The sequence below is a fragment of the Arthrobacter sp. ISL-65 genome (assembly GCF_018613795.1).
Taxonomy (GTDB): Bacteria; Actinomycetota; Actinomycetes; order Actinomycetales; family Micrococcaceae; genus Arthrobacter.
On sequence record NZ_JAGGPN010000011.1, the window covers coordinates 60,728 to 84,574 of the forward strand.

Here is a 23,847-nt window from a genome sequence, read left to right on the forward strand (position 1 = left end):
GTTGTCCTTCTAGTAAGACGTCGAGTTGTGGACGCTGAAGTGGTAAAGGTTCCGTGCCGAGCCGTAGCGCTTGAACTCCGTGGGGTTGTCGGCGCGGCCGGCGGCGGCAAGCAGCCCGGCCAGCTCCGCCAGGTGCTCGGCCTTCGTCGGCTTCTCGATGCAGTCCGCGCCCAGGGAGGCAACGGTTCCCTTCACATAGATGCGGGCCTCGTAGATGGAGTCGCCGAGGGCATCCCCGGCGTCCCCGCAGACCACGAGCCGGCCGGCCTGAGCCATGAAGGCGGACATGTGGCCGATGTTCCCGCCCACCACAATGTCCACGCCCTTCATCGAGATCCCGCAGCGGGCTCCGGCGTTGCCGTCGATGACCACGAGTCCGCCGTGGCCGGTGGCCGCGGCCGACTGGGAGGCGTCACCTTTCACATGGACCTTGCCGGACATGATGTTCTCGGCGAGTCCGACGCCGGCATTGCCGTTGACGGTCACCTCGCCTTTTTGGTGCATCCCGGCTGCGTAGTAGCCGGCATGGCCGTTGATGGTGACAGACGCCGCGGCATTGATGCCGACGGCGAGGCTGTGCTTTCCGCCCGGGTTTTCGACGGTCCAGGACTGCCCGTCGGCCGCGCCGTGCAGAGCCTGGTTGAGGTCGCGGACCGGGCTGTCGGCGAGGTCCACGAGGGTGGAAACCTCGTCGGTGACTGTGGCGTAATCCTGTGTCTGGGTTTCGATCAGAGTGACCATGTGTAGACCTTTCCGGGTTCCGGTTCAAAGATGCGGGCTGTTTCGATGCCGGGCAGGGATGCCAGGGCGCGGTATTCCGAGGCCATGGCCACGTAGTCGTCGGTTTCGGCGATGATGGCCGGCTTGCAGGCGATGGGGTCGCGGACCACTGCCATGCTGTCTGCGGTGGTGACGACGAGCGTGTAGAAGCCGTCAAAGACCTTGCCCAGATTGGTCAGGGCCTCCTCCAGGGTGTCGCCCTGCTTCAGGCGGGAGGCGATGTAGCGGGCGCCCACCTCGGTGTCGTTGTCGGAGTCGAACACCACGCCTTCGCGCAGCAGGTCCCGCCGGATGGTGGCGTGGTTGGAGAACGAGCCGTTGTGGACCAGGCACAGGTCATCAGCAACGGAGAACGGGTGGGATCCGCCGGCGGTGACGGCCGACTCCGTGGCCATCCGGGTGTGGGACAGGCCCTGGCTGCCGGACATGGCCTCCAGCCCATGCTCTGCGGCGATGTCCATCGGATGGCCCACGCTCTTCATCACGGCAACGTGCTCACCGCGGCCGATGATGGTGGAGTCGGGGAGGGTCTCGCTGACCGCCTTCGCGAGCAGCTCGGTGTCGACGGCGGAGCTGACGAAGGTAGTATCACCCACCACTTTCACTGCCGTTCCAGCGGAGGCGGGCAGCAGGTTTTCCAGCGCCGCGGCGATTCCCGCCGTCGGCAGTCCCTGCTCCTTGCCCAGCAGGCTGAGCGTGGAGGTGTTGCCGGAAACGAGGCCCGGGGTGTCGTAGACGGCGAGGCCGGCCGAGTCCGGGCCGCGATCCACGATCTGGCACATCATCGAGGACAGGAGGCTGCCCATTTGGGAATGCAGCAGGGGGTTGCGCAGCTGCAGCGCGGCGATTCCGCACATTTCAGGGTCCTTTGCTAGGTGGGTTCTTGGTTCGGGGCCAGGTCAGATCGAGGTCAGGTAGGTACGGATCTCCCAGTCGCTCACCTGGTTGTGCCAGGTCAGGAACTCCTCTTCCTTGGCGTCGGCGTAGTAGTGGCCGATCGACTCGTCGCCACTGAGGCTGGAGAGGATGACGGGGTCCCGGCGCAGGGCTTCGACGGCGTGAAGGAGCGTTGCAGGCAGCAGGTGGGCATCGGGCCGCGCTTCGCCCGGACCGGAAGGGGCTCCCGGGTCCGTTTCCCTGCTGATGCCGTCCAACCCGGCCTCGATGGCGGTGGCGATGGCGAGGTAGGGGTTGGCCGAGCCGTCCCCCGAGCGCAGCTCGATCCGCTTTTCGTCCGGCACGCGGACCATGTGGGTGCGGTCGTTGCCTCCGAAGGAGGCCTTCCGGGGTGACCACGTTGCCCCGGAGGAACTGGTGGTGGCACCGCTGCGCTTGTAGGAGTTAACCGTCGGGGCCAGGAAAGCCTGGAGCGCCGGGGCGTGCTCGAGGAGGCCGCCGATAAAGGAGTAAGCGAGCTCTGACAACCCAAGGCCGCGATCGCCGTCGTCCCCGGGGAAGAGGGCGTCCGCGCCTGACCACAGGGACAGGTGGAAGTGCAGGCCCGTGCCGGTGCGGTCGGTGAAGGGCTTGGGCATGAAGGTGGCCGTCATGCCGCGCTGTTCGGCGAGGATGTTCAGGATGTAGCGCAGGGAGACCACACGGTCGGCTGTTGTCAGCGCGTCGGCGTAGTTGAAGTTCTGTTCGAACTGGCCGGCGGCGTCCTCGTGGTCGCTGGCGTAGTTGCCCCAGCCCAGGCTGTTCATGGCCATTGAGATCGAGGTGAGGTGCTCATACATGCGGGTGACGCCCCGCGCGTCATAGCAGGGCCGGGGCGAGTCGTCGCGGGTGTCGGCGGTGCTGAGGGTGCCGTCGGCGTTCTTGTTGACGAGGAAGTATTCCACCTCGGCGCCGATCTTGGCCTGCATCCCCTTTTCAGCCAGGCGGGCGAGGGTGTTCTTGAGGATGACGCGCGGCGCGTAAGGCCAGGGCTTGCCGCCGACATAGGGATCGCAGTGGATCAGAGCCAGGCCCTCTTTGATGAACGGCACGGGGGTGAAGGACGCCAGGTCGGGAACGGCAATGAGGTCTGAATCCTGCGGCTTCTGGCCGATGAGGCCGGCAGCGTAGCCGGCGAATCCCATGGCGCCGGCCTCGAGTTCGTCGGCGGCTTCGACCGGCACCAGCTTGGCGCACGGCTTGCCCGTCATGTCCACGAAAGTGGCCAGCAGAAAGCGGACATCGTGGGCCTTGGCGATGTCCGCCAGGGCGATCCGCCCGGCTTCCAGCAAAGCGGCGGGCTCCGTTGCTACTTCAGGTGTTGCGAGGCTTGTCATCGGAACTGTCCTGTTCGATTCGGTGTTACTGCGGTGAAAACTTGTTGAACCACAGTAGCCAAAACGATGTTACAAAAGTGCGCTCGGTTTGTTAAATCTGAAAGGCGCACGGAGGCGGCGATCGCAACGCGAAGTTAACCCCGGCGAAACCCACCGACGTTCACTGAGATGAATCATGGTTTCACGTCGGTGACCAGCCGCATTGCCGCTTCCCGCTCGGAAGCACCCACCTTCAATGGCCGCGCAGGCCACTTCCGTCCCTGATTGGAGCTTCCATGAATTCTGGAGATGTTGCCTGGATTCTCGCAGCGAGTGCCCTGGTGTGCATGATGATCCCCGCGCTTGCCCTGTTCTACGGGGGCATGGTGGGTTCCCGCCGGATCCTGAACATGATGATGATGTGCTTCGGCGGCGTGAGCGTCGTCGCTGTCCTCTGGGCAGTATTCGGCTACTCGATGGTCTTCGGCAATTCGCTCGGCGGAGCCGGACTCATCGGCGACGTCACCGAGTACCTCGGCCTGGGCCAGCTGCTGGCCGAGGATCCCGACGCCGCGATACCGCCGGCGCTTTTCGCCGCCTTCCAGCTGTTCTTCGCCGGAATCACCACCGCCATCATCGCCGGAGCCGCGGCCGGCCGGATGAAGTTCGGGGCGTGGATGACCTTCGCCGCCCTGTGGGCAACACTGGTCTACTTCCCGGTGGCCCACTGGGTTTTCGCCTTCAGCTCAGCGGACGGTTCCGTGACCGGTGGCTGGATCGTCAACAACCTCAAGGCGGTCGACTTCGCCGGCGGCACGGCCGTGCACATGAACGCCGGAATCGCAGCCCTCGCCCTCGCACTGGTCCTGGGACGCAGCGCGGGCTGGCCCAAGAGCGAGCACGTCAAGCCGCACAGCCGCCCGCTGGTGCTGGTGGGAGCAGGACTGCTGTGGGCAGGCTGGTTCGGCTTCAACGCCGGCTCCGCGCTTACCGCCGGGCACTCGGCGTCGGTGGTCTTCCTGAACACCGCCGTGGCCGGGGCCGCCGGCCTGCTCGCCTGGGCCCTCGTGGAACGCATCAGGCTGGGCAGCGCCAGCAGCATGGGCGCCGCTTCCGGACTGATTTCGGCCCTCGTGGCCATCACCCCGGCGTGCGGGGCAGTGAGTCCGCTCGGCGCACTGGCCATCGGACTCATCGCTGGGGCCGCCTGCTCGCTGGCCATCGAGCTGAAGTTCCGGCTCGGGTTCGACGACTCCCTCGACGTCGTCGGCGTGCACCTCATCGGCGGCATCATTGGAACCCTGCTGATCGGGCTCTTCGCCACGGATGCCGCCCCGAACAAGGTCAACTGGCTCTTCTACGGCGGAGGGTTTGACCTGCTCGGCATCCAGACGGTCGCAACCGTGGCCGTGCTTGCTTATTCCTTTGCCGTCACCTGGGTCATCGCCAAGGCAATCGACATCACCGTTGGCCTCCGCATCGATGAGGCCGCCGAACTCCGCGGCATCGACATCGCCGCCCACTCCGAATCCGCGTACCTGATGGATGAGGAACCCGTGGAACTCGGCTCCCCGCACCGGGTCTGAGAAGTACCGGGTCCAACGCCCACGCAGGGTCTGGCACGGACAGTGTCAGGCCCTACGTGTGCGCCGGCTTCATGCCGGGCTACCCCGCCTGCTCCGCGTACTCAACAGCCTGCTCGCCCACTTGCGCCAGGTAGGCCTCGGACTGGTTGTAGGACCAGATGGCATCGGTCCAGCCCTGATCGGTGGTGAGGTCCCGGCCGCCGGCGCACAGGTAGCCCGCCGCGCTCAGGGCGGCGTCGTCGATATTGTGCGGATCGGCCACCCCGTCACCGTTGGCGTCCCGCCCCGCCAGCTTCCACGTGGAGGGAATGAACTGCATGGGTCCGACGGCGCGATCCCAGCGGGCGTCGCCGTCGAGCACGCCGGCGTCCGTGTCGGCAATGGCGGCGAAGCCGTCGCCGTTGAGGCCGGGGCCGACGATCGGACCACCGCTCACGTCTCCCGAAGCCGTGAGACGGCCTCCGCCGAGGGCGCCGTGCGCGGATTCGACAAACCCGACGGCGGCTACCGTGTTCCAGCCGATCCCGCACGCCGGCGCATCGTCATTCGCCATGCCGGCCGCGGCAACGTACGCCCGAAGTGCCCGTGCAGGAATTCCAGTCTGCGCAGCGGTCCGGGCCAACCAGCCCGGCTCAACGGTCGTAGTGATGTTAACGGCATGCTTACTGCCACTTGCCAGCGGCACGAACTTCCCCGCCGCCTGTGGCGGAGCCGGTTGGGCCGTAGGCATTCCGATGCCCAGGAGCCAGAACGCGCCCGCGGTGATGGCGCAGAACGCGAAAAGGCTGAGAACCGCGAGGCGTTTCATACGAAGCACGGAACAGCCTAACCCGGCGGACGCCCGCGATTTGCCCACCCGGCTCACAGAGGCGTCACGATCCTGTTGCGCACATCACACTGCCCTGCTATCGTTTCTCCGCCTAATGACAAGCACTTCCCACAGAGTGGGAAACTCGGCGCCAGAAGCGCAGGCAGGAATGACATGACTGACGAACTACACATCGAGGGCAACGCCCTCCCCCTCCGCGGCATCCGCGTGCTCGAGCTGGGCAGCTTCATCGCGGCCCCGTTCGCCGCCCGCCTCTTCGGTGACTTCGGCGCGGAGGTCATCAAGATCGAAAAGCCACAGGGGGGCGACGAACTGCGCGACTGGCGCAAGACCCGCGGCACCACCTCCATGCTGTTCCGCACCATCGGCCGCAACAAGAAGTCCGTGGCCCTGGACCTCCGCTCCGAGGCGGGCCGCGAGGCGGTCAAGAAGATCGCTGCCCAGTGCGACGTGGTCATCGAGAACTTCCGCCCCGGCACCCTGGAGAAGTGGGGCCTCGGCCCGGACGTGCTGCAGGAACTCAACCCCGAGGTAGTCATGGTCCGGATCTCCGGTTACGGCCAGACCGGACCGTACAAGAACCGTGCCGGCTTTGGCAGCTCCGCTGAGTCGTTTGCCGGACTGCGCTACATCACCGGCGAACCCGACCGCCCCGCCGGCCGCGCGGCGGCCAGCATGGGCGACACCGTCGCCGGGCTGTACGGGGTCATCGGGGCCCTGATGCTCATGCTGCAGAAGGCCCGCGGACTGCAGACGGGAACTTCCCAGGTTGTCGACGTCGCTCTTTACGAAGGGGTCTTCAGCTTGCTCGAGTCCCTTGTCCCGGACTATGACGCCTACGGCATGATCCGGCAGCGCACGGGCGGTGCGTTGCCCGGCGTCGTACCTACCGGCTCCTACCTCTGCGGTGACGGGCTTGAGGTAGTGATCGGCGGCAACTCCAACTCCGTCTTCGTCCGGCTGATGAAGGCCATCGGCCGCGACGACCTCGCTGAGGACGAAAGTCTCCTGGCCACCGAGGCGCGCGGCGCCCGCGAGGAAGAGCTCAACGGCGCCATCTCCGTTTGGACCGGCAGCATGCCACTTACTGACGTTCTCGACAAGCTGGACGACGCCGGCGTGCCGGCTGGCCCCGTCTACGACGCCCCCAGCATCGCCGTCGACCGCCACTACCTGGCCCGCGACATGATCCAGACCCACGAGGTGGTCATCGAGGGCGAGCCCGAGCTGATCCGTTTCCCCGGCGTCGTGCCGAAGATCCCGGGCCACGAGGGCCGGGTCAAATGGGTCGGCCCCGATCTGGGCCAGCACACCGCCGAGGTCCTGCAGGAGCTCGCCGGTATGGACGCCGACGAGATCGCCGGCCTCGGGCTGCAGGAGGTGCGCTGAACATGAAGGTCGAAATCACTGACGTCTTCCTGCGGGACGGACTCCAGGACGAGCCTGTCATCGTCTCCACGGCACACAAGCTGGAGATCGCCGGGGCACTCGTCGACGCCGGGCTGAGGCGCATCGAGGTCGCCTCCTTCGTGAACCCCAAGCGGGTGCCGCAGATGGCCGACGCCGCCGAGGTAGTCGCGTCGCTGCCGGCAGCTCCGGGGGTCACGTACACCAGCCTGGCGCTCAACGGCCGCGGCATCCAGCGGGCTGTCGACGCCGGGGCCACCGACATCCAGGTGGTCACCTCCGCAAGCCAGGCGCACAGCAACGCCAACGCAGGCCAAGCCATCGAGGACGCACTGGCGGGCCTCGGCGCGGCCGTGGCCGAGTTCCCAAAAATCCGGTTCTTCGCCGGCATCTCCACCGCCTTCACCTGCCCCTTCGAGGGCGCAATCGACCCCACCTACCTGCTGCGGGTGGTCCGCGCCTTCAAGGACATGGGCATCACCGACGTCGGGCTCGCGGACACGCTCGGCACCACGCCCACCGAACAGGTGATGGCCAGCCTGCACCACGTCCGCGGGGCCGAGCCGGGCCTCACGTATTACCTCCACCTGCATAACGCGAACAGCCAGGCACTGGCCACCGCGAGCGCAGCGGTGGAGACCGGCGTCGTCCGTTTCGATGCCGCCCTCGGCGGGTACGGCGGCTGCCCGTTCGCCCCCGGGGCGCACGGCAACATCGCCACGGAGGAGCTTGTCCGGCACCTGCACGATGCAGGACACCAGACCGGCATCGACGAGGATCGCCTCGCCGAAGCTGTACGGCTCGCCCGCGACGTCGTCGCCCATTCCCCGGCAGCAGGCGTTCTCGACCCCGCCCGCTGACCCCCTTTTCACCGTTCAACTCCCGTCCACAGGCCGCCCTGGCGGTCTTCCCTCCAAACGTTTTGGGGACAATGATGTCTACAAATTCACGTACCACGGACCTCACCAACGAACCTACGGACCAGCGCATGAGCGAGACCGGCCCCGGCCCCGCCGGCGGCATCGAGCAGCCTGTGGCCCGCACCGCGGGTCCCCGGCCTGGCACACACTACCCCGGCCGGCTGGGGCTCAAGATCGCCAGCCTTCCGGCCCCGCTCTACCTCGTCCTCGCCGGGCTGGTCCTTGCAGCGGCGATCACGGGCAACCTCCCGGACACCATGGTGGTCGGCTTCGCCACCACCATCCTGCTCGGCGGACTCTTCATCTGGATCGGCAACCTGTTCCCGGTGGTCCGCGACTTCGGGCTACCAACAATCCTTTGTACCTTCGCTCCCGCCACGCTGGCTTTCCTCGGTCTGATGCCGGAAAACCTCGTCACGGTGGTGCAGAACTTCATCGACGGACACGGATTCCTGGACTTCTTCGTCGTCGGCATCATCGCCGGCTCCATTCTCGGCATGCCCCGTGCGCTCCTGCTGAAGGCAGGACCGCGCTTTGCGGTACCCGTCGTGGGTTGCCTCATCGCCACCTTCGTCCTGGTCGGGCTCATCGCGGCCCTCACAGGCTTCGGGTTCATCGAAGGCATCCTCTTTGTCGCCGCGCCCATCATGGCCGGCGGCCTGGGCGTCGGGGCCCTGCCCATGTCCGAGATGTACGCCTCGGCCACCGGCGGCGACTCCGCCACCTTCATGGGCGACCTGATGTCCGCCGTCGTCATGGCCAACGTTGTGTGCATCCTCATCGCCGGCATCTACAACGGCCTAGGCAAGCGCAAGAAGCAGCTCTTCGTCGGCTTCAACGGCCACGGCCAGCTCATGCGGATCAAGGGCCGCTCCGATGAGCTCACGCTGCCGCCCAAGCGGGACGCGTCCTCGTTCATCGCCCTCGGAAAGGGCCTTCTCATCGCCGGCAGCCTCTTCGTCTTCGGCAACCTGATGGCCGCCTTCCTCCCCGGCCTGCACCCCTACGCCTGGGCCATCATCGCGGCAGCCGCCGTCAAAATCTTCGGGCTGCTCCCGCAGGATGTGGAGGACTCCACAGCGGACTGGGGCGACCTGATCGGCGCCGTCCTGGTTCCCGCCCTCCTGGTGGGCGTCAGCCTGACCTACATCGACATCACCGATGTCCTCGCCTCGCTGAGCAATCCCCTGTTCATCCTCCTCACCATCTGCACCGTCGTCATCGCGACCCTGACCTCCGGCGTTCTCGGGTGGCTCGTGAAGTTCAACTTCGTCGAAGCCTCCATCACGCCCGGGCTGGTCATGGCGGACACCGGCGGCAGCGGCGACGTCTCCGTGCTGAGCGCGGCGAACCGCATGCACCTCATGCCGTTCGCGGCCCTCACCAACCGCCTCGGCGGCGCGCTCGTCCTGTTCGTGACGTCGCTGATCGTTCCCTTCCTGACCTAAGAAAGGTCCATCGTGACTGACAACATCCTGGCCGTCGACGGCCGCTCCCCCCAGATCACCGGCGACGCGTGGGTTGCGCCCACCGCCACGGTCGTCGGATCCGCCACCATCGGGGCGGGCACGGGGATCTTCTACGGCGCCGTCATCCGGGCGGACATGGAGGACATCAGCGTTGGCGAGGGCAGCAATATTCAGGACACCGCCGTAGTCCACGCCGACCCCGGCTACCCGGCACGCGTGGGCAACCACGTCAGCGTAGGGCACAGCGCGGTGCTTCATGGCTGCACGGTGGGCGACGGGGCACTCATCGGCATGAATGCCACGGTCCTGAACGGCGCCATCATCGGCGCCGGCTCCCTGGTGGCGGCCAACGCGCTGGTCCTCGAGGGCACCGAGGTGCCGCCAGGCTCACTCGTGGCTGGCGTACCGGCCAAGGTACGCCGGCCACTCACCCCGGAGGAGATCGAGCATTGCCGGCAGAACGCCGTAACGTACGCCACTCTTGCCCTGAGGCACCGGGACGCCACTACGGTGGCGCTGCCGGCCTGACCAATTCCCACCCCACGAACGCAAGGAGAGCCAATGACCACCGCTTCCACCACTTTCCGTCCAGCCAATGCACTTCCCGACGGGCAGGCCGCCGCCCTCCCCGACCTGCTCCCTGATGAGGGCCACGTCTCTGCGGCCGTCGCGGACGTCCTGGCCGAGCGCGCAGGACACCTGTTCGGGCTGATGGGCAACGGCAACGCCCACCTCATCAGCCGGCTCACCCGCCGCGGCTTCCCGTTCACGTCGGCCCGCCACGAAGCCGCGACCGTTGCCATGGCCGACGCGTACCACCGCGCCACCGGAGGCGTGGCCGCAGCCACCACTACCTACGGCGCCGGCTTCACCAACGCCTACACCGCTCTTGCCGAAGCCCGGCTGGCCCGCATCCCGCTGGTGTTCGTCGTCGGAGATGCCCCGGCCAGCTGCCGCCGGCCGTTCGACATCGACCAGGCCAAGGCGGCCGAAGCCGCCGGCGTCACCACGCTCGTGGCTCGCCCGGACAATGCCGCCGCAGTGACCCACCGAGCCTTCGATCTCGCGCTGCAGACCGTCCAGCCGGTGGTGCTCGCCATTCCTTACGACCTCGCCACCGCTCCCCTGCAGGCCCCGGTGCCGCTGGAACCCCTTCCGGCCAAGCCCGCGTGGCCGGCGGCAGCTCACGAGCTGGACAGGGTGGCGGAACTGCTCACCTCGGCGCAGCGGCCGCTCATCCTGGCCGGGCGCGGCGTGCTCCTGGCCGGTGCAACCGCACCGCTGCGGGAAGTGGGCGACCGGCTCGGCGCCCTCTTCATGACCTCGGTGATGGCCGCCAACGCCTTCGGCAGTGTGTGGGACCTTGGCATCGCCGGCGGCTTCACCCGCAGCCACCGCCTCGACGTCGCACGCCAGGCGGACCTCGTCCTGGTGGTCGGAGCAAGCCTCAACACTTTCCAGACCCGCTACGGGACGCTGTTCCCGGCAAACGCCAGGATCATCCGCCTCGATAACGAACCCGACACCGGGCAGAACGCCGGCGCCGAATACGTCCGGGCGGACATCCTGCCGTTCGCTGAGGGACTGTTGGAAAGGGTGCCGGCCTCAGCATCACCAACCTGGCGGGATGTTGTCCCCGAAGTGTCGGGAGCGGATTTCCGTTCGTCCAGCCCGGTGGAGGACCCTGTGGAGTTCGGGCCGGACGGCCGACTCAACCCGCGTGCCGTGGTCGCCGCCCTGGACCCAATCCTGCCGGCCGAACGCTCCGTGGTCATGGACGGCGGGCACTTCATCGGCTGGGCGCCGATGTACCTGTCCGTCCCGGACCCGCACGCCATGGTCCTGGTGGGGACCGCCTTCCAGTCCATCGGGCTCGGGTTCGGTTCCGCCGCGGGTGTCTCTGTTGCCCGACCGGAACGCACCACCGTCCTGGTCAGCGGCGACGGCGGCGGCCTGATGGGGCTGTCCGACTTCGAGACGTTCCTCCGGGCCACCCGCAAGGGTGTCGTCGTCGTGCTCAATGACTCGGCGTACGGTGCGGAACTGCACCAGTACGCAGCAAAGGGGCTGCACGACCAGGCGATGCTGATCGACGAAGTGGACTTTGCCGCCGTCGGACGCGCCCTGGGTGCCGACGGAATCAAGGCCCACACCCTTGCCGACCTGGGGCAGCTCGAGAGCTGGCTGGCCACGAACGACGACGGCGTGTTTGTTCTGGACGTGGCCATATCGCAGAAGGTGATTGCTGAGTTCATGGCGGAGTCCCTTGCCGCCAAGGGCTGAGCCGACGTCATAAGCTGGCCCCATGCCGCCTACTGAACAGAACGGAACCAACCGCACGCTGGAGCGTGCCGCCGCGATCCTCGACGCAGTGGGCCGGTCAGCCGTTTCAGCCAGCGAGCTGTCGCGGCGGACCGGCCTGTCGCTGTCCACTGCACACCGGCTGGCCCTGCAGATGGTCGACTTCGGTTTCCTGCGCCGCACCGAGGGCGGCATCTTCCGGCTCGGGCAGCGGTTCGTCCGTTCGGCCCTGGAGAACGCCGCCCTCCCTGTGCTCCACGAGCTCCGCGACCTCACCGGAGAGTCCGCGCAACTCTGGGTCCGGCGGGGGGACGAAAGGGTCTGCCTCCTCAGCGCGGACAGCCGGCACGAACTGCGCGCCACCCTGCCGCCGGGTTCGCGGCTCCCCCTGCCCGCCGGCTCCAGCGGCCGGCTCCTCGCCGGCGACGAAGAGGTGCTGGCGGAGCTGGCCTCGGCGGGCTGGATCGAATCGGTCGGGTCCCGCACGCCGGGCCTCGGGTCCATCAGTGCGCCCGTGCAGACAGAGGAAGGAATCATCGCCGCCGTCTGCCTCGCCATGCCCCTTGCCCGGGTCACCGGCTCGCCGGGCCAGGACCACGGCGCCGTCGTCGTGCAGGCGGCACGGCGGATCCAGGAGGCCGTGCGGGAAGGGGGCTAGGGGATCCGCATGTCTTGACAAAGTTTTGGGCTCACGGTCTACTTTTACGCAGAGCACCGACATGACGCACGCGAACCGTACGCGTGGACAGGCTTCCATCAGAGCCCGTGGGGGCGGTGCACCAGCGGCCTACAGGCCCGCATATATGGCATCCGGCCGGCACTGCGTACGCAGAGATCCCGGAGCGCCCTACCGCCTCGTGAGCGGCCCAAAAATCTGAACAGCCCGGAACTTTGAACAGCCCAAAGGACAACTATGCCCAGCACCACCAAGACCATCGATATCCATGTAAATGACCGCCAGATCCTGGACGAGAGGCTCGATGCCGCCGTCAAGAACCTGCAGGAAGAGGCCATGCTCACCGGGACCCACGGCATCATCGTCACGCGCAACAGGCCCGGAAGCTACACCGCCACGCTTTCCGACCAGGTTCCGTTCGGCACGACCCGCGAAATCATCCTCTAAACTGTGGGGACCTTAACCATCCCCGGTATCCGGGAATACCTGACGGCGCCCGCTCGTTGACCCCTGCGAATGTGCGCCGACCGGCGCTCAGCCGAAGGAGTAAAAACCATGGCAACTGACTACGACGCCCCTCGCGTGGCCCAAGAGGACCAGCCGGCCAACGAATCACTGGAGGCCATCCAGTCCCGGCAGGGCGGATCCCAGACTGCCCTGCTTGATGTCGAAGAGGCCGATACCGCCGAAGGCATCGACCTTCCCGGCGCCGACCTGTCGCACGAAGAGCTGCTGATCCAGGTTGTTCCGGTGCAGGAGGACGAGTTCACCTGTATGTCCTGCTTCCTGGTCCACCACCGCAGCCAGCTCGCGCGGGAAAAGGACGGCAAGAAATACTGCTCGGAGTGTGAGGGCTAGTACTGGAGGGCTAGTACTGGAGGCTAGTACTCCAGGGCCAGCACTGAGAAGATATCGCTGTGCTGGCCCGGCTCGGATCGTCTTGGACCGGCGTCGTTCCCGTCGTCGGCTGATCGTGCTGGCCGTGACGTGGGGAGTTTCTCCCGGGCCGGTACTGGCCACCGCCATCGCGGTGGTTCTGGTGGGAGCCGTCCTGGCGGCGGTGCATCACGCCGAAGTGGTGGCCGAGCGCGTCGGCGAGCCTTTCGGATCGCTCGTGCTTGCGGTTGCCGTTACCGTCATCGAAGTGGCGCTCATCGTTACCTTGATCGCATCCGGAGGCGAGGGGAGCCATTCGCTGGCGCGGGACACCGTCTTCGCCGCCGTCATGATCACGGCCAACGGCATCGTCGGGATCGCCCTGCTCGTGGGCGCCCGCAGGTATGGCATCCCACGGTTCAACCCGGAGGGAGCGGGTGCCGCCCTGGCCGTGGTCACCACGCTGGCTACCCTGACGCTGGTCCTGCCGACCTTCACGTCGTCGCGGCCAGGACCTGAGTTTTCTCCGCTGCAGCTGGGCTTCGCGGCCGTGGCTTCGTTGTCGCTTTACGGCGTGTTTGTGCTGACCCAGACTGTCCGCCACCGCCACTTTTTCCTTCCTGTCCTGTCCCCAGGGGACGGCGACGACAGCCTGCATGGCCCCACGCCCACCAACCGGGCCACCTACACAAGTCTGGCGTTGCTGTGCGCGGCGCTGATCGCCGTCGTCGGACTGGCCAAAACGGTATCCCCGGTGATCGAAGCGGGCGTCAGCCGTGCCGGAATCCCGGAGTCCTTCGTGGGCGTGATCATCGCGCTCCTGGTGCTGCTGCCGGAGGGCCTCGCCGCCTCCCGGGCCGCTTCCCGGAACAGGATCCAGATCAGCCTCAACCTGGCATACGGCTCCGCTATAGCCAGCATCGGCCTGACGATTCCCGCCATCGCCGTAGCCAGCATCTGGCTGCCGGGACCGCTGACGCTGGGGCTCGGCGGCACGCAGATAGTCCTGTTCCTGCTGACTGTCATCGTGGGAACGCTCACTGTTGTGCCCGGCCGCGCCACCCGACTGCAGGGAGCTATCCATCTGGTCTGTTCGCCGCGTTCCTCTTCCTCGCCATGTTCCCGTAGGCACTTCGATATCATGGCTTCATGACTTCCCCTTCAGGGAGCGACGAAGACCTCCTGCTCGAGCGGCAGCTCTGCTTCGCTCTGGCTGTCGCCTCGCGCACCGTCATCGGCGCCTACCGGCCCGTGCTGCAGGAGCTGAACCTGACCCACCCGCAGTACCTGGTGATGCTCGCACTGTGGGAGAAGAGCCCGCGTTCCGTCAAGGAAATCAGCGACGCACTCCTCCTGGTCCCGGCCACCCTGTCCCCGCTGCTCAAGCGGCTCGAAGCGTTGGGATATGTCACCCGCCGCCGCGTTCCCGGCGATGAACGGTCCCTTGCCGTCGGCCTGACCCCCGAAGGAGCGGCGCTCCGCGACAAAGCAATGGGCGTGCCCGGCACCATGCTCGCCAAGCTCGGCCTCACCCGCGCCCAGGCGGAGGACATCCACCTTGCCATGACGCAGCTCATCGAATCCGCCCAGATCGATCACACGCTGCAGGCTGACCCGATCGTGGAAGACGAAGCAACGGCCTAGGCACATTTGAGGCCTCGCTTCCCCCGCGAACCAACCTCAACGCGAACGGACACTTGAGGCCCCGCCACCACGCGCGAACGGGCACTTGCGGCCAGGACCATGGCCGCCTCTAAAATGTCGCACCCTCCGCCTAGTCTGAAAGTGTCCGGAAATGGAGAGGCCAGCACGTGTCCAGAGGAGGGAAGAACATGGAAGTCCAGGCGTTCGTCACTGATGACGAGACCTGGGTTCCGGCTGTCGCCTTCACGGACCGGGAGGATTCGCTTCTGGCCGGCTCGGTGAGCTTTCCGCTCCCCTCCTTCCTCACAGCCGCCGAGGCTCTGGGTCTGGTGGAGTCGTCCGACCGGCTCATCGCCTGGGCAACCGCCATGAAACTGCGCGCCCTGGCCCGGGTCGAAGACGCGATCGGCGAAGAATCTCCCCGGCGCCAAGAGAACCAGCCGGTACGGTTCGGCGGGGAGGAAGCCCATGCGCTGGCCGTCAGTGAAGTGTCCACCGCCTCTGCCCTCTCGGAAGGTACAGCAGCCCGCTGGTTGAATGATGCGGCGGATCTGGCGGCGTCCCATTGGGAGGTCCTCGAGGCGGTCCAGGACGGGGAGATCTCCGAAGCGCATGCCCGGATCATCCTCGACCAGGCCCGATCCATCCCCGCCGAACAGGCCGAAAAATTCTCGCGGGTTGCCCTGCGACGCACTCGGACGCGGCTAGGCCGCCTCCGCACCCCAGCCGAATTGCGGACGTGCCTGCGGCGGCTGCGCGAGCGCCTTCACCCCGAAAGCCTCGAGGCCCGCAAAGAGGCTGCCCAGCGTGAGCGCGGCGTCTGGTTCTCGGCCGAACCCGACGGCATGTGCACCCTCACCGCACGCCTGACAGCGGAAATCGGGCTCGCGATTTTCAATGGGCTCGACCACGATGCACGGCAGGCCGGCGCACGGGCTGCAGAACCCGGAGACGTTCCTGCGGCCGGCACTGCTCCCGATCACCACACTCTGTCGGAGTTGCGCGCCGATGCATTCACCTACCGTTTCTTGGGCGCATCAGATGAACCAGAGTCCGGCGCGTTCCGTGCCGAGGTTGTGGTGACCATTCCCGTCGGACAGGTCCTCGGTGACGGCGTCGATTGGTCCGAGGCGCTCTCCAGTGAACTGGAAACGGCTGAGCTCCAAGCAGGGTCACTTGGAACAGCTGAGCTCGAACTGGCTGAGCTCCAGGGCTACGGCCCAATCGATGCTGCCACGGCCCGGCGCCTGGCTGTCTTGGCGCCCACATGGCAGCGGCTCTTCACAGACTGCACCACCGGCCAGGCCCTGGGCGTGGGCCGCGCAGCCTACCGTCCACCGCAGGCGCTTCGCCGGTACCTCAATTGCCGGGACGGGACCTGCCGCTTCCCGGGATGCACCCGCCGGGCTACCACCTGCGAACCCGACCACACCATCGAATGGCAGGACGGCGGCACCACCGACGCTGGCAACCTGGCAATGCTCTGCCGAAGACACCATGCACTGAAGTCCATCGGCGCGTGGACCTACACGCACTCCGGCGCGGGTAACCTCAGCTGGCATTCACCGCTGGGACGGGCCTACGTTACCGAACCAGCACATTTCGGCATGCCCGGCCACCCAATCGAGCCACCGGAACCAACACTGAAACCACCGGATCACGCCACCGCACCCGAACCTCCGCCTTTTTAGGGGAATGGCGCCTTGTGCCGGATCGTTACGACTGGGTCCACGGCCCGGCCCTGCCCTTGCGCCAGCCCGGCGCTGACCAGCAGGCACAAGACGGCGAGGGGAAGAGGCTGCCTCCGGGCCAGACCAACGCGGATCAGCAAGTGGCCGGGCTCGCTGCTGCCACCCACTATGGGGAGGCCGAGGACCCGGAGGCGGAAAGCGACGTGAACAAGCCGTTGTGAATGACGGGGCAAATGGGCCACCACACCTGCCCCGGTCCCTTTGACGACACCGGTCGGACGCCGCCGTAGGGTGGCTCCAGCTAGTCGGCGTTGCTCAGTAGTCCACAGTTAGCCGGCGTCGACGACGTCCAGCCGGCTCGCGCCGGCGTCGTCCTTCGCCTGCACCGGCGGCGCGGTGCGCGCCAGGACCAGCTTCAACACCAGCAGCGTCACGGTGGCCACCAGCGCGGCCACGGTAAAGATGCCGAAACCCAACTCTGGTTGCCGGCGGCGAACACCCTGGTCTGCGCGCTGAAGAGGAACACCCCGGCAGCGAAGACCAGAACGCACGTGGCGATCAGCGGCAAGGTGTGCCCCAAGGGAGTAGACGGCGGCCGCGGTCAGAGCGAACCAGATGATCGCCACGCGCACGGGACCAAACCTGCGGTACCTGTACAAAAAATTTCTCAGTCAGAGTCCGACGGCGGTGCCCGGCAGAAAATTGCCTGCGAAAGGTAGAATTTGCTGGCATGAGGACAGTCGCAGACAACCTTGAAGATCCTGATGACGTCCGCACCCGTATTGTGGTCACCGCTTACAGACTGTTTGCCCACCGCGGGATCCGCGACGTCGGGGTAGACGAGCTGATCCGCGCCTCGGGCGTCGCCAAGGCGACGTTCTACCGGCATTTCCCGTCAAAGGACGATGTGGCGCTGGCCTTTCTGAAGCGCCGCGACGAGCTGTGGATGCTCGGATCGGTGGTACCGGAAGCCCGAAGCAGGGCCGATAACCCTGAAGACCAGTTGCTGGCCATCTTCGACGTTTACGACCAGTGGTTCCAGGACGATGACTTCGAAGCGTGTTCCTTCGTAAAGGTGCTGCTGGAGATGGGGCCCGGGCATCCCCTGGGACAGGCGAGCATCGGGTACCTGGGCAGGATCCGCCAACAGGTGCGGCTCCTGGCCGAGGAAGCGGGACTGGAGGACTCCGAGGCCTTCGCCCTCTCCTGGCACATCCTCATGAAGGGCTCGATCATTGCCGCCGCCGAAGGCGACAAGCTGTCCGCCCGCCGCGCCCGGCACATGGCCAGCGGACTAATTGCCGACCACCGGCCCAAGAGCTTGCCAGAATAGTTTTTTCCAGACGAGTTCGACGGCGGTTTAGCGCCTGGTTGTAGATCTTCGGGGCCGGCCGCATCCGCGGCCGGCCCCGGTGACTGGGTCAGCGCAGGTCGAAACGGTCGAGCTCCATGACCTTCACCCACGCCGCGACGAAGTCGTTGACGAACTTCTCCCTGGCGTCGTCGCTCGCGTAGACCTCAGCCACCGCCCGAAGCTGGGAGTTGGAGCCGAAGACCAGGTCGACCGGTGTGGCGGTCCACTTCAGCTCGCCCGTAGCCACATCGCTGATCTCGTAGACGTTCTCCTCCGCCTCCGAAGCCTTCCACCGGGTGCCCGGTGCGAGCAGGTTGACGAAGAAGTCGTTCGTCAGGACCTGGGGCCGGTCGGTGAGCACACCATGCGCGGAGCCGCCCACGTTGCCGCCGAGCGCACGCATGCCACCGATGAGCGCGGTCATCTCCGGTGCGGAGAGATCCAGCAGGTAAGCCTTATCGAGCAGGAGGGTCTCAGGCGGCAGCTTCTCGCCGGGGCGCACGTAGTTGCGGAACCCGTCCGCCCGCGGCTGCAGGTACTGGAATGACTCGACGTCGGTCTGGTCCTGGGAGGCGTCCACCCGGCCTGGCCGGAACGGCACAGTAATGTTGAAGCCCGCGTCGCTCGAGGCTTTCTCCACGGCCGCGCAGCCGCCGAGGACGATCAGGTCCGCAAGCGAGACCTTCCTGCCACCGTTCTGGCCGCTGTTGAACTGCTGCTGCACCGCCTCGATCGCCTGCAGCGCGGCCCCCAGCTGCCCGGGCTGGTTGACCTCCCAGCCGCGCTGGGGCTCCAAGCGGATGCGGGCGCCGTTGACGCCGCCGCGCTTGTCAGTCTTGCGGAAGGTGGAAGCCGCGGCCCACGCCGTGGTGACGAGCTGGGAAACGGAGAGGCCTGAGTCCAAGAGCTGGGCCTTGAGGGACGCGATGTCCTGTTCGCCGATCAGCTCATGGTCCGCCGCCGGGATCGGGTCCTGCCAGAGCTGCGGCTCCGGGACCCAGGGTCCGAGCAGGTGGGGGCCCACCGGACCCATGTCGCGGTGCAGCAGCTTGTACCAGGCCTTGGCGAACGCCAGCGCGAACTCGTCCGGGTTTTCCAGGAAACGCCGCCCGATTTCCTCGTAGGCCGGGTCGAAGCGCAGTGACAGGTCCGTCGTCAGCATAGTCGGCCGGTGCTTCTTCTCAGGATTGTGCGCGTCCGGGATGATCTGCGGGGCGTCCTTGGCCACCCACTGGTTGGCGCCCGCCGGGCTCTTGGTGAGCTCCCACTCGTACTCGAACAGGATCTCCAGGAAGCGGTTGCTCCACTCCGTCGGCCGGTCGGTCCAGGTGACCTCGAGCCCGGAGGTGATCGTGTCGCCTCCCCTGCCGCTGCCGTGCGTGCTGATCCAGCCCAGACCCTGTTCCTCCAGGTTCGCGGCCTCCGGCTCGGGGCCCACGTGCGCGTCGGCATCACCGGCGCCGTGGGTCTTGCCGAACGTGTGCCCGCCGGCGATCAGTGCGAAGGTCTCCTCGTCGTTCATCGCCATCCGCTTGAAGGTCTCGCGGATAAACGCCGCAGCGAGCTTGGGATCCGGGTTGCCCATCGGGCCCTCGGGGTTGACGTAGATCAGGCCCATCTCAGTGGAACCTACCTCCTCCGCCATGGCACCTTCGCCGATGTAGCGCTCGTCGCCCAGCCAGGCGTCCTCGGGTCCCCAGAAGATCTGCTCGGGTTCCCACACGTCCTCGCGGCCGAAGGCGAACCCGAAGGTCTTGAAGCCCATTGACTCCAAGGCGACGTTGCCCGCAAGGACCAGCAGGTCGGCCCACGAGATCTTCTGGCCATGCTTCTGCTTCACCGGCCACAGCAGCCGCCGGGCCTTGTCCAGGTTCGCGTTATCCGGCCAGCTGTTCAGCGGGGCGAAGCGCTGGCTGCCCTCACCCGCACCGCCGCGGCCATCGTGGACGCGGTAGGTGCCTGCAGCGTGCCAGCTCAGCCTGATCATCAGGCCGCCGTAGTGGCCGAAATCCGCCGGCCACCAGTCCTGCGAGGTGGTCAGGACCTGAATGATGTCCTGCTTCACCGCCTCGACATCGAGTTTCTGGAACTCCTCCCGGTAACTGAAGCCGGGCGCGAGCGGGTTGCCTGCAGGGTGGTTGGCGTGGAGCACCGAGAGATCAAGTTGGTTCGGCCACCAGTCCGCGTTCGTCCGGGGCCGGTGCGCCTTCGGCTGCGGCGAGTCGATCGCCGGGTTCTCGCTCTCGCTGCCGTGCGAGGTCGCGCTGTCAGGGGCAACCGGGCAGCCGCCCTCAACCTTGCTGTCCAGACCCTGGGCACTTCCTGGCGTGGGAACCGGAGGATGGTCCTGGCGATCGGTCATGTGCTTCCTTCCATATGGCCGAGGCCGCGGTCGGACTCGGGCAGCCGGTCTAACCCTCCTATTTGACCATGATCGGGTGGCGCGGTGAGAGCCCCTCTTCGCGATTCCCTACAGGTGCCGGGCCAGGTCATCGCCGAAGCGCTCCGCGCCGCCAACGCCTGGGCCGATAAGAAAGGTCCTGAGCCTCTCGGGCACAATGGAAGGCATGACCCTCACGACTTTCGCCCTCATCCGTCATGGCCAGACCGACTGGAATGCGCAGCGCCGGCTGCAGGGATCCAGCGATATTCCGCTGAACGACGTCGGCCGCGGCCAGGCGCGCGACGCCGTCGCCGTCTTGTCCGGGCAGGCGTGGGACACGGTCGTATCCTCGCCGCTGAGCCGTGCGGCGGAAACCGCAGACCTGATCGCCGCCGGCCTCGGACTCACAGTCGCCCGGCATGTGCCGGAGCTCACCGAACGCAGCTTCGGGCCCGCGGAGGGCCTGCAGGCTGGCCCGGAACTGGAGGCACTGCGCATCCCCGGCGGCTTCCGCGGGGCGGAAAGCGACGACGAAGCGGGCTCCCGGGGCCTGGCCGCCCTGGAGGCGCTGGCCGAGGAGTTCCGCGGACGCCGCGTTTTGGTCGTCGCCCACGGCACGCTCCTCCGCCTGACCCTCGGCCGTGCCATCGGCAGCACCCTGGCAAGCATCGATAACGCGGCGCTCAACCTTGCCCACCACCACGCCGTCGACGGCTGGGAGCTCGAATACTTCAACGGCGAACGGGTAGTGGAGGCCGCCCGCAGCTAGGAAAATTGCTGCGGTCCCTGTCCCCGGGGGCCCGACAGGACTACCTTTTTCCTATGGAAGGGCAAGTACAGGCGCTCCGGACCGGCAAGGAGTTTCTACTCAACGAGGAGTGGGGCCGGATATGAAGCCACGAACCATACTTTTGGGGGTCATCGTGCTGCTGCTGGCCGCTGGCGGGGCGGCATTTTTTTACTTCAATAACTTGAGAAGCAGCGCTGCCGACTACAATCCGCAGATCGCCCCGGCGGATTTCACGACGAAAATAACCAATAAGTACTTCGCCCTTCCGGTCGGCAAGAAAATGACCTATGGGACCGGTGGCGACAGGATCGAAATTGAGATCCTGCCGGAGAAGCGGGTCATTGAGGGCGTCGAAACGATCATCTACCTCGACAGGGAATTCAAGAACGGGCAGCTCGTCGAGGAGACCAAGGACTACTTGGCACAGCACAAGAACGGCGATGTGTGGTACTTCGGCGAGGACGTGGATAACTACAAGGACGGCAAACTGCAGGATCATTCCGGCAGCTTTATCCACGGGCAGGATGGGGCAAAGGCCGGCATATGGATGAAGGCCGATCAGCGCGTGGGCGACACCTACCGGCAGGAGTACTACCTGGGGCATGCGGAAGATATGCGGGACACCATCGCCACAGGCCAGACCGTTACAACGAGCATGGGCACCTACACGGACTGTGTGAAGGTGGACGACTGGACGCCGCTGGAGTTTAACTCCCGGGAGCACAAGTACTACTGCCCCGAGGTGAGCTCGCTGGTCCTGGTCGAGGAACCAAGCGGCAAACGGTCAGAACTCACGAATATTGACCTGCCGTAAGGAAGCAACGTGAAAGCCAGGGCCGGCATGCGGGCCCTGGCTTTCACGAATTCCTGCTACCGCCGGGCGTCGTCGATGCCGTCGGTTTCGATGCGTTCCTTTCGGACTTCCTCGTCGACGGTCACCTCGCCCGTCACCGTTTCCTTGTCCAGGCGGACCCGCTCAACCGGGACGGTTTCCTTCTCGATCACTGGGCGCTCCTCATGGAGGGTCACCTCGTGTTCCTCCTCGCTGATGTCCGGCCCGGACAAGGCGGCACCCCGGTTGGCGTCCGTGATGGGTTCGCGCTCGATCCGAACCTCTTCGCGCTGGACCGGAACGGTCTTGGTGACGTTCTCCGTGGTGACGTACTTGCGAAGCCTGGCACGCCCGGCGGCCTGCCTTTCCGTGCCGACGTTCAGGCGCTCCTCGGAGCGGGTCATCGCGTCATCGGTGGTGGGCCCGGAAGTGTCACGTCCAACCGTCCCGGTGGCGTCAGCCGTCCCGGTCCGGGTGTCGGCGGCATTGCCCGCACCGGCATAGTCTGCGTCCCAGCGGGTTCCCGTGTCCGTGTAGCTCTGGTGTCCGTCGAGGCCGTAGTGGCCGAAGAGCCGGTCCTCTTCCGAAGGCTCAAGGTGGCCGTCCGTTTCCACCCTTGGCGCGTCCTTGACCTGGTCCTTGGTGTAGGGAACCAGGATGTCGTTGCCTTCAAGACGGGCGCCCTGAAGCGGGACAAAGGATTCGGAGGTGCCGAACAGTCCGGTCTTGACCGTCACCCAGGTCGGGTGGCCATCGGCGTCGTCGGCGTAGACCTGGCCCACTGACCCGATCTTGTCCCCGTCTTCAGAAAGGACGTTTCCGTTGCGCTGCAGCAGGTCATCAATGTTTTCCGTGGTGAGCATGGCGTCTCCTTGGATCTCAGATGTTTGGGGGGTTCGCAGCGCCTCCCTGCAGGACGCTGCACCCGAATAAGATAAGCATGCTTAGCAACCTGTTCGCAAGCATGCTTACTAATTTTCTGCGTTATGACTGCCGGCCCTTGCGGAAGAAATACCAAGTGTGCTTACTATTTCCGGGTAATCAGGATTGCTGCCGATCCAGCACCGCTGGTTCTTCATCCTCAAGGAAAGAGAGCAACGATGACCGAGAACGCATACGGCACCGGCGTGCCCGCTCCCGGCCTGGGCACCACCGGCGCGGGCACCACCGACTACACAGGGACCACCGGCTACCGGGCGATGACACCTCGAAGAAGGACGTGGCCAAGGATGAGGCCGCGAAGGTTGCGGGCCAGGCTGCCGGCGCTGCCCAGAACGTGGCCGGGACGGCCGCGTCCGAGGCCAAGAACGTCGCCTACGAGGCGAAGAACAGCGCCAAGGATCTGCTGCACCAGGCAAAATCGGACCTCACCAGCCAGGCCGGCACGCAGCAGGCCAAGGCCGCCGAAGGCATCCGCACCATCTCCTCGCAGCTGCGCACGATGGCCGACGCGCCGGACCAGCACGGTGTGGCCTCGGACCTGATCCGGCAGGCCGCGGACCGCTCTGAGTCGGTCGCGTCATGGCTGGACAACCGGGACCCGGGCTCACTGCTGGGCGAAGTGAAGTCCTTCGCCCGCCAGCGCCCCGGCACCTTCCTGCTCCTCGCAGCAGGCGCAGGCATGCTTGCCGGACGACTGGGCCGCAGCCTGCAGGCCGGCGCCCCGGACACCCCGACCGCAACCGGCACTGCTTCGCCACGACCGGCCCGGCTCGCCGCAACGGAGAACACCGTCACGGCTGGCGTGGGCGAGCCCTTCTATGACCAGGCCAGCCTCGGCGAACCCGCCTTTGGCGAGCCGAGCATCTCGGGAACGGGACCCGCTTCCACGCAGTCGCTCCCCACCGGTTCGTCGGCCGGAGCGCTGCGGGACATTGACGATCCCTATGTTCAGGGTGGAGGTCGTCCCCTGTGAGCAGCCAGATACCCGATACACCTCCCACGGAGGCGCACGCCAAGGCGGACACCACCTCCCTCGGTGACCTCCTCGGCGAGGTCACCCGGGACCTGTCCACCCTGATCCGGCAGGAAATCGAACTCGCCAAAGCCGAACTCAA

Annotated in this window: 25 protein-coding genes; 18 read left to right on the forward strand and 7 right to left on the reverse strand. The window is 66.5% G+C overall.

Annotated features, from left to right (window positions below):
- Positions 1-9: 9 nt before the first annotated feature.
- From J7I85_RS05145 to glnT, 3 genes are read right to left on the reverse strand one after another with little or no spacing between them, the layout of a single operon-like run.
- Complete coding sequence (locus J7I85_RS05145) at positions 10-741, reverse strand: protein glxC (RefSeq protein ID WP_214847541.1); 732 nt, start codon at positions 739-741, stop codon at positions 10-12.
- Positions 729-1,637 (reverse strand): glutamine amidotransferase, encoded by a 909-nt coding sequence (locus tag J7I85_RS05150; RefSeq protein WP_214847543.1) that lies wholly within the window; start codon positions 1,635-1,637, stop codon positions 729-731. The genes J7I85_RS05145 and J7I85_RS05150 overlap by 13 nt, the downstream gene beginning before the upstream one ends.
- Before the next feature lie 42 nt (positions 1,638-1,679).
- On the reverse strand, positions 1,680-3,053 hold the full coding sequence (gene glnT, locus J7I85_RS05155) for a type III glutamate--ammonia ligase (RefSeq protein ID WP_214847545.1): 1,374 nt from the start codon (positions 3,051-3,053) through the stop codon (positions 1,680-1,682).
- A gap of 275 nt (positions 3,054-3,328) precedes the next feature.
- Between glnT and J7I85_RS05160 the strand changes: the two genes are divergently transcribed.
- On the forward strand, positions 3,329-4,618 hold the full coding sequence (locus J7I85_RS05160) for an ammonium transporter (protein WP_214847548.1): 1,290 nt from the start codon (positions 3,329-3,331) through the stop codon (positions 4,616-4,618).
- A gap of 79 nt (positions 4,619-4,697) precedes the next feature.
- On the opposite strand, the gene J7I85_RS05165 is transcribed toward J7I85_RS05160, so the two are convergent.
- Positions 4,698-5,435, reverse strand: coding sequence for a lytic transglycosylase domain-containing protein (locus tag J7I85_RS05165; RefSeq protein WP_214847550.1), 738 nt, complete (start codon positions 5,433-5,435; stop codon positions 4,698-4,700).
- Between the two features lie 165 nt (positions 5,436-5,600).
- Here J7I85_RS05165 and J7I85_RS05170 point away from each other — a divergent pair, with 165 nt between their 5' ends.
- The 12 genes from J7I85_RS05170 to J7I85_RS05225 all read left to right on the forward strand — a co-directional run bounded on the left by J7I85_RS05170 (position 5,601) and on the right by J7I85_RS05225 (position 16,652).
- A complete protein-coding gene (locus J7I85_RS05170; RefSeq protein WP_214847552.1) occupies positions 5,601-6,836 on the forward strand; it encodes a CaiB/BaiF CoA-transferase family protein in 1,236 nt (411 codons plus the stop codon).
- Positions 6,837-6,838: 2 nt separating this feature from the next.
- Positions 6,839-7,714, forward strand: coding sequence for a hydroxymethylglutaryl-CoA lyase (locus tag J7I85_RS05175; protein ID WP_214847553.1), 876 nt, complete (start codon positions 6,839-6,841; stop codon positions 7,712-7,714).
- A gap of 74 nt (positions 7,715-7,788) precedes the next feature.
- A complete protein-coding gene (locus J7I85_RS05180; RefSeq protein WP_251023957.1) occupies positions 7,789-9,222 on the forward strand; it encodes a 2-hydroxycarboxylate transporter family protein in 1,434 nt (477 codons plus the stop codon).
- Positions 9,223-9,234: 12 nt separating this feature from the next.
- Complete coding sequence (locus J7I85_RS05185; RefSeq protein ID WP_214847555.1) at positions 9,235-9,771, forward strand: gamma carbonic anhydrase family protein; 537 nt, start codon at positions 9,235-9,237, stop codon at positions 9,769-9,771.
- A 33-nt stretch (positions 9,772-9,804) separates the two neighbouring features.
- Positions 9,805-11,526 carry a thiamine pyrophosphate-binding protein gene (locus tag J7I85_RS05190; protein ID WP_214847557.1) on the forward strand — a complete coding sequence of 574 codons (1,722 nt, stop codon included), beginning with the start codon at positions 9,805-9,807 and terminating at the stop codon, positions 11,524-11,526.
- A gap of 22 nt (positions 11,527-11,548) precedes the next feature.
- Positions 11,549-12,202, forward strand: coding sequence for an IclR family transcriptional regulator (locus J7I85_RS05195; RefSeq protein WP_214847559.1), 654 nt, complete (start codon positions 11,549-11,551; stop codon positions 12,200-12,202).
- Positions 12,203-12,457: 255 nt separating this feature from the next.
- Entirely contained in the window at positions 12,458-12,667 is a 210-nt protein-coding gene (locus tag J7I85_RS05200) for a hypothetical protein (RefSeq protein ID WP_214847561.1), read from the forward strand.
- A 108-nt stretch (positions 12,668-12,775) separates the two neighbouring features.
- Positions 12,776-13,078, forward strand: coding sequence for a DUF4193 domain-containing protein (locus tag J7I85_RS05205; protein ID WP_003802821.1), 303 nt, complete (start codon positions 12,776-12,778; stop codon positions 13,076-13,078).
- A gap of 124 nt (positions 13,079-13,202) precedes the next feature.
- On the forward strand, positions 13,203-14,249 hold the full coding sequence (locus tag J7I85_RS05210) for a calcium:proton antiporter (RefSeq protein WP_374102438.1): 1,047 nt from the start codon (positions 13,203-13,205) through the stop codon (positions 14,247-14,249).
- A complete protein-coding gene (locus J7I85_RS05215) occupies positions 14,246-14,740 on the forward strand; it encodes a MarR family winged helix-turn-helix transcriptional regulator (RefSeq protein ID WP_214847563.1) in 495 nt (164 codons plus the stop codon). The genes J7I85_RS05210 and J7I85_RS05215 overlap by 4 nt, the downstream gene beginning before the upstream one ends.
- Before the next feature lie 188 nt (positions 14,741-14,928).
- Positions 14,929-16,431, forward strand: coding sequence for an HNH endonuclease signature motif containing protein (locus tag J7I85_RS05220; protein ID WP_214847566.1), 1,503 nt, complete (start codon positions 14,929-14,931; stop codon positions 16,429-16,431).
- A gap of 14 nt (positions 16,432-16,445) precedes the next feature.
- A complete protein-coding gene (locus J7I85_RS05225; RefSeq protein ID WP_214847568.1) occupies positions 16,446-16,652 on the forward strand; it encodes a hypothetical protein in 207 nt (68 codons plus the stop codon).
- Between the two features lie 108 nt (positions 16,653-16,760).
- Here the strand turns inward: J7I85_RS05225 and J7I85_RS05230 are convergent, their stop codons facing one another.
- Positions 16,761-17,057: a hypothetical protein gene (locus J7I85_RS05230; RefSeq protein WP_214847569.1), complete on the reverse strand. Its 297-nt coding sequence runs from the start codon at positions 17,055-17,057 to the stop codon at positions 16,761-16,763.
- Between the two features lie 104 nt (positions 17,058-17,161).
- Here J7I85_RS05230 and J7I85_RS05235 point away from each other — a divergent pair, with 104 nt between their 5' ends.
- Positions 17,162-17,764, forward strand: a complete 603-nt coding sequence (locus tag J7I85_RS05235) for a TetR/AcrR family transcriptional regulator (RefSeq protein WP_214847571.1) — start codon at positions 17,162-17,164, stop codon at positions 17,762-17,764.
- Positions 17,765-17,852: 88 nt separating this feature from the next.
- Here the strand turns inward: J7I85_RS05235 and katG are convergent, their stop codons facing one another.
- Positions 17,853-20,147 carry a catalase/peroxidase HPI gene (gene katG, locus J7I85_RS05240; protein ID WP_214847580.1) on the reverse strand — a complete coding sequence of 765 codons (2,295 nt, stop codon included), beginning with the start codon at positions 20,145-20,147 and terminating at the stop codon, positions 17,853-17,855.
- Positions 20,148-20,343: 196 nt separating this feature from the next.
- Here katG and J7I85_RS05245 point away from each other — a divergent pair, with 196 nt between their 5' ends.
- Positions 20,344-20,937: a histidine phosphatase family protein gene (locus J7I85_RS05245; RefSeq protein WP_214847582.1), complete on the forward strand. Its 594-nt coding sequence runs from the start codon at positions 20,344-20,346 to the stop codon at positions 20,935-20,937.
- Between the two features lie 121 nt (positions 20,938-21,058).
- A complete protein-coding gene (locus J7I85_RS05250; RefSeq protein WP_214847584.1) occupies positions 21,059-21,772 on the forward strand; it encodes a hypothetical protein in 714 nt (237 codons plus the stop codon).
- A 56-nt stretch (positions 21,773-21,828) separates the two neighbouring features.
- On the opposite strand, the gene J7I85_RS05255 is transcribed toward J7I85_RS05250, so the two are convergent.
- Positions 21,829-22,653 carry a DUF2382 domain-containing protein gene (locus tag J7I85_RS05255; protein ID WP_214847586.1) on the reverse strand — a complete coding sequence of 275 codons (825 nt, stop codon included), beginning with the start codon at positions 22,651-22,653 and terminating at the stop codon, positions 21,829-21,831.
- A gap of 356 nt (positions 22,654-23,009) precedes the next feature.
- On the opposite strand from J7I85_RS05255, the gene J7I85_RS24885 reads away from it, so the two are divergent.
- Together J7I85_RS24885 and J7I85_RS24890 are read left to right on the forward strand one after the other, a co-directional pair.
- Entirely contained in the window at positions 23,010-23,705 is a 696-nt protein-coding gene (locus J7I85_RS24885; RefSeq protein WP_251023958.1) for a hypothetical protein, read from the forward strand.
- Positions 23,702-23,847: phage holin family protein (locus J7I85_RS24890; protein ID WP_308159398.1), on the forward strand; the 146-nt coding region annotated here is incomplete at its 3' end. The genes J7I85_RS24885 and J7I85_RS24890, both read left to right, overlap by 4 nt.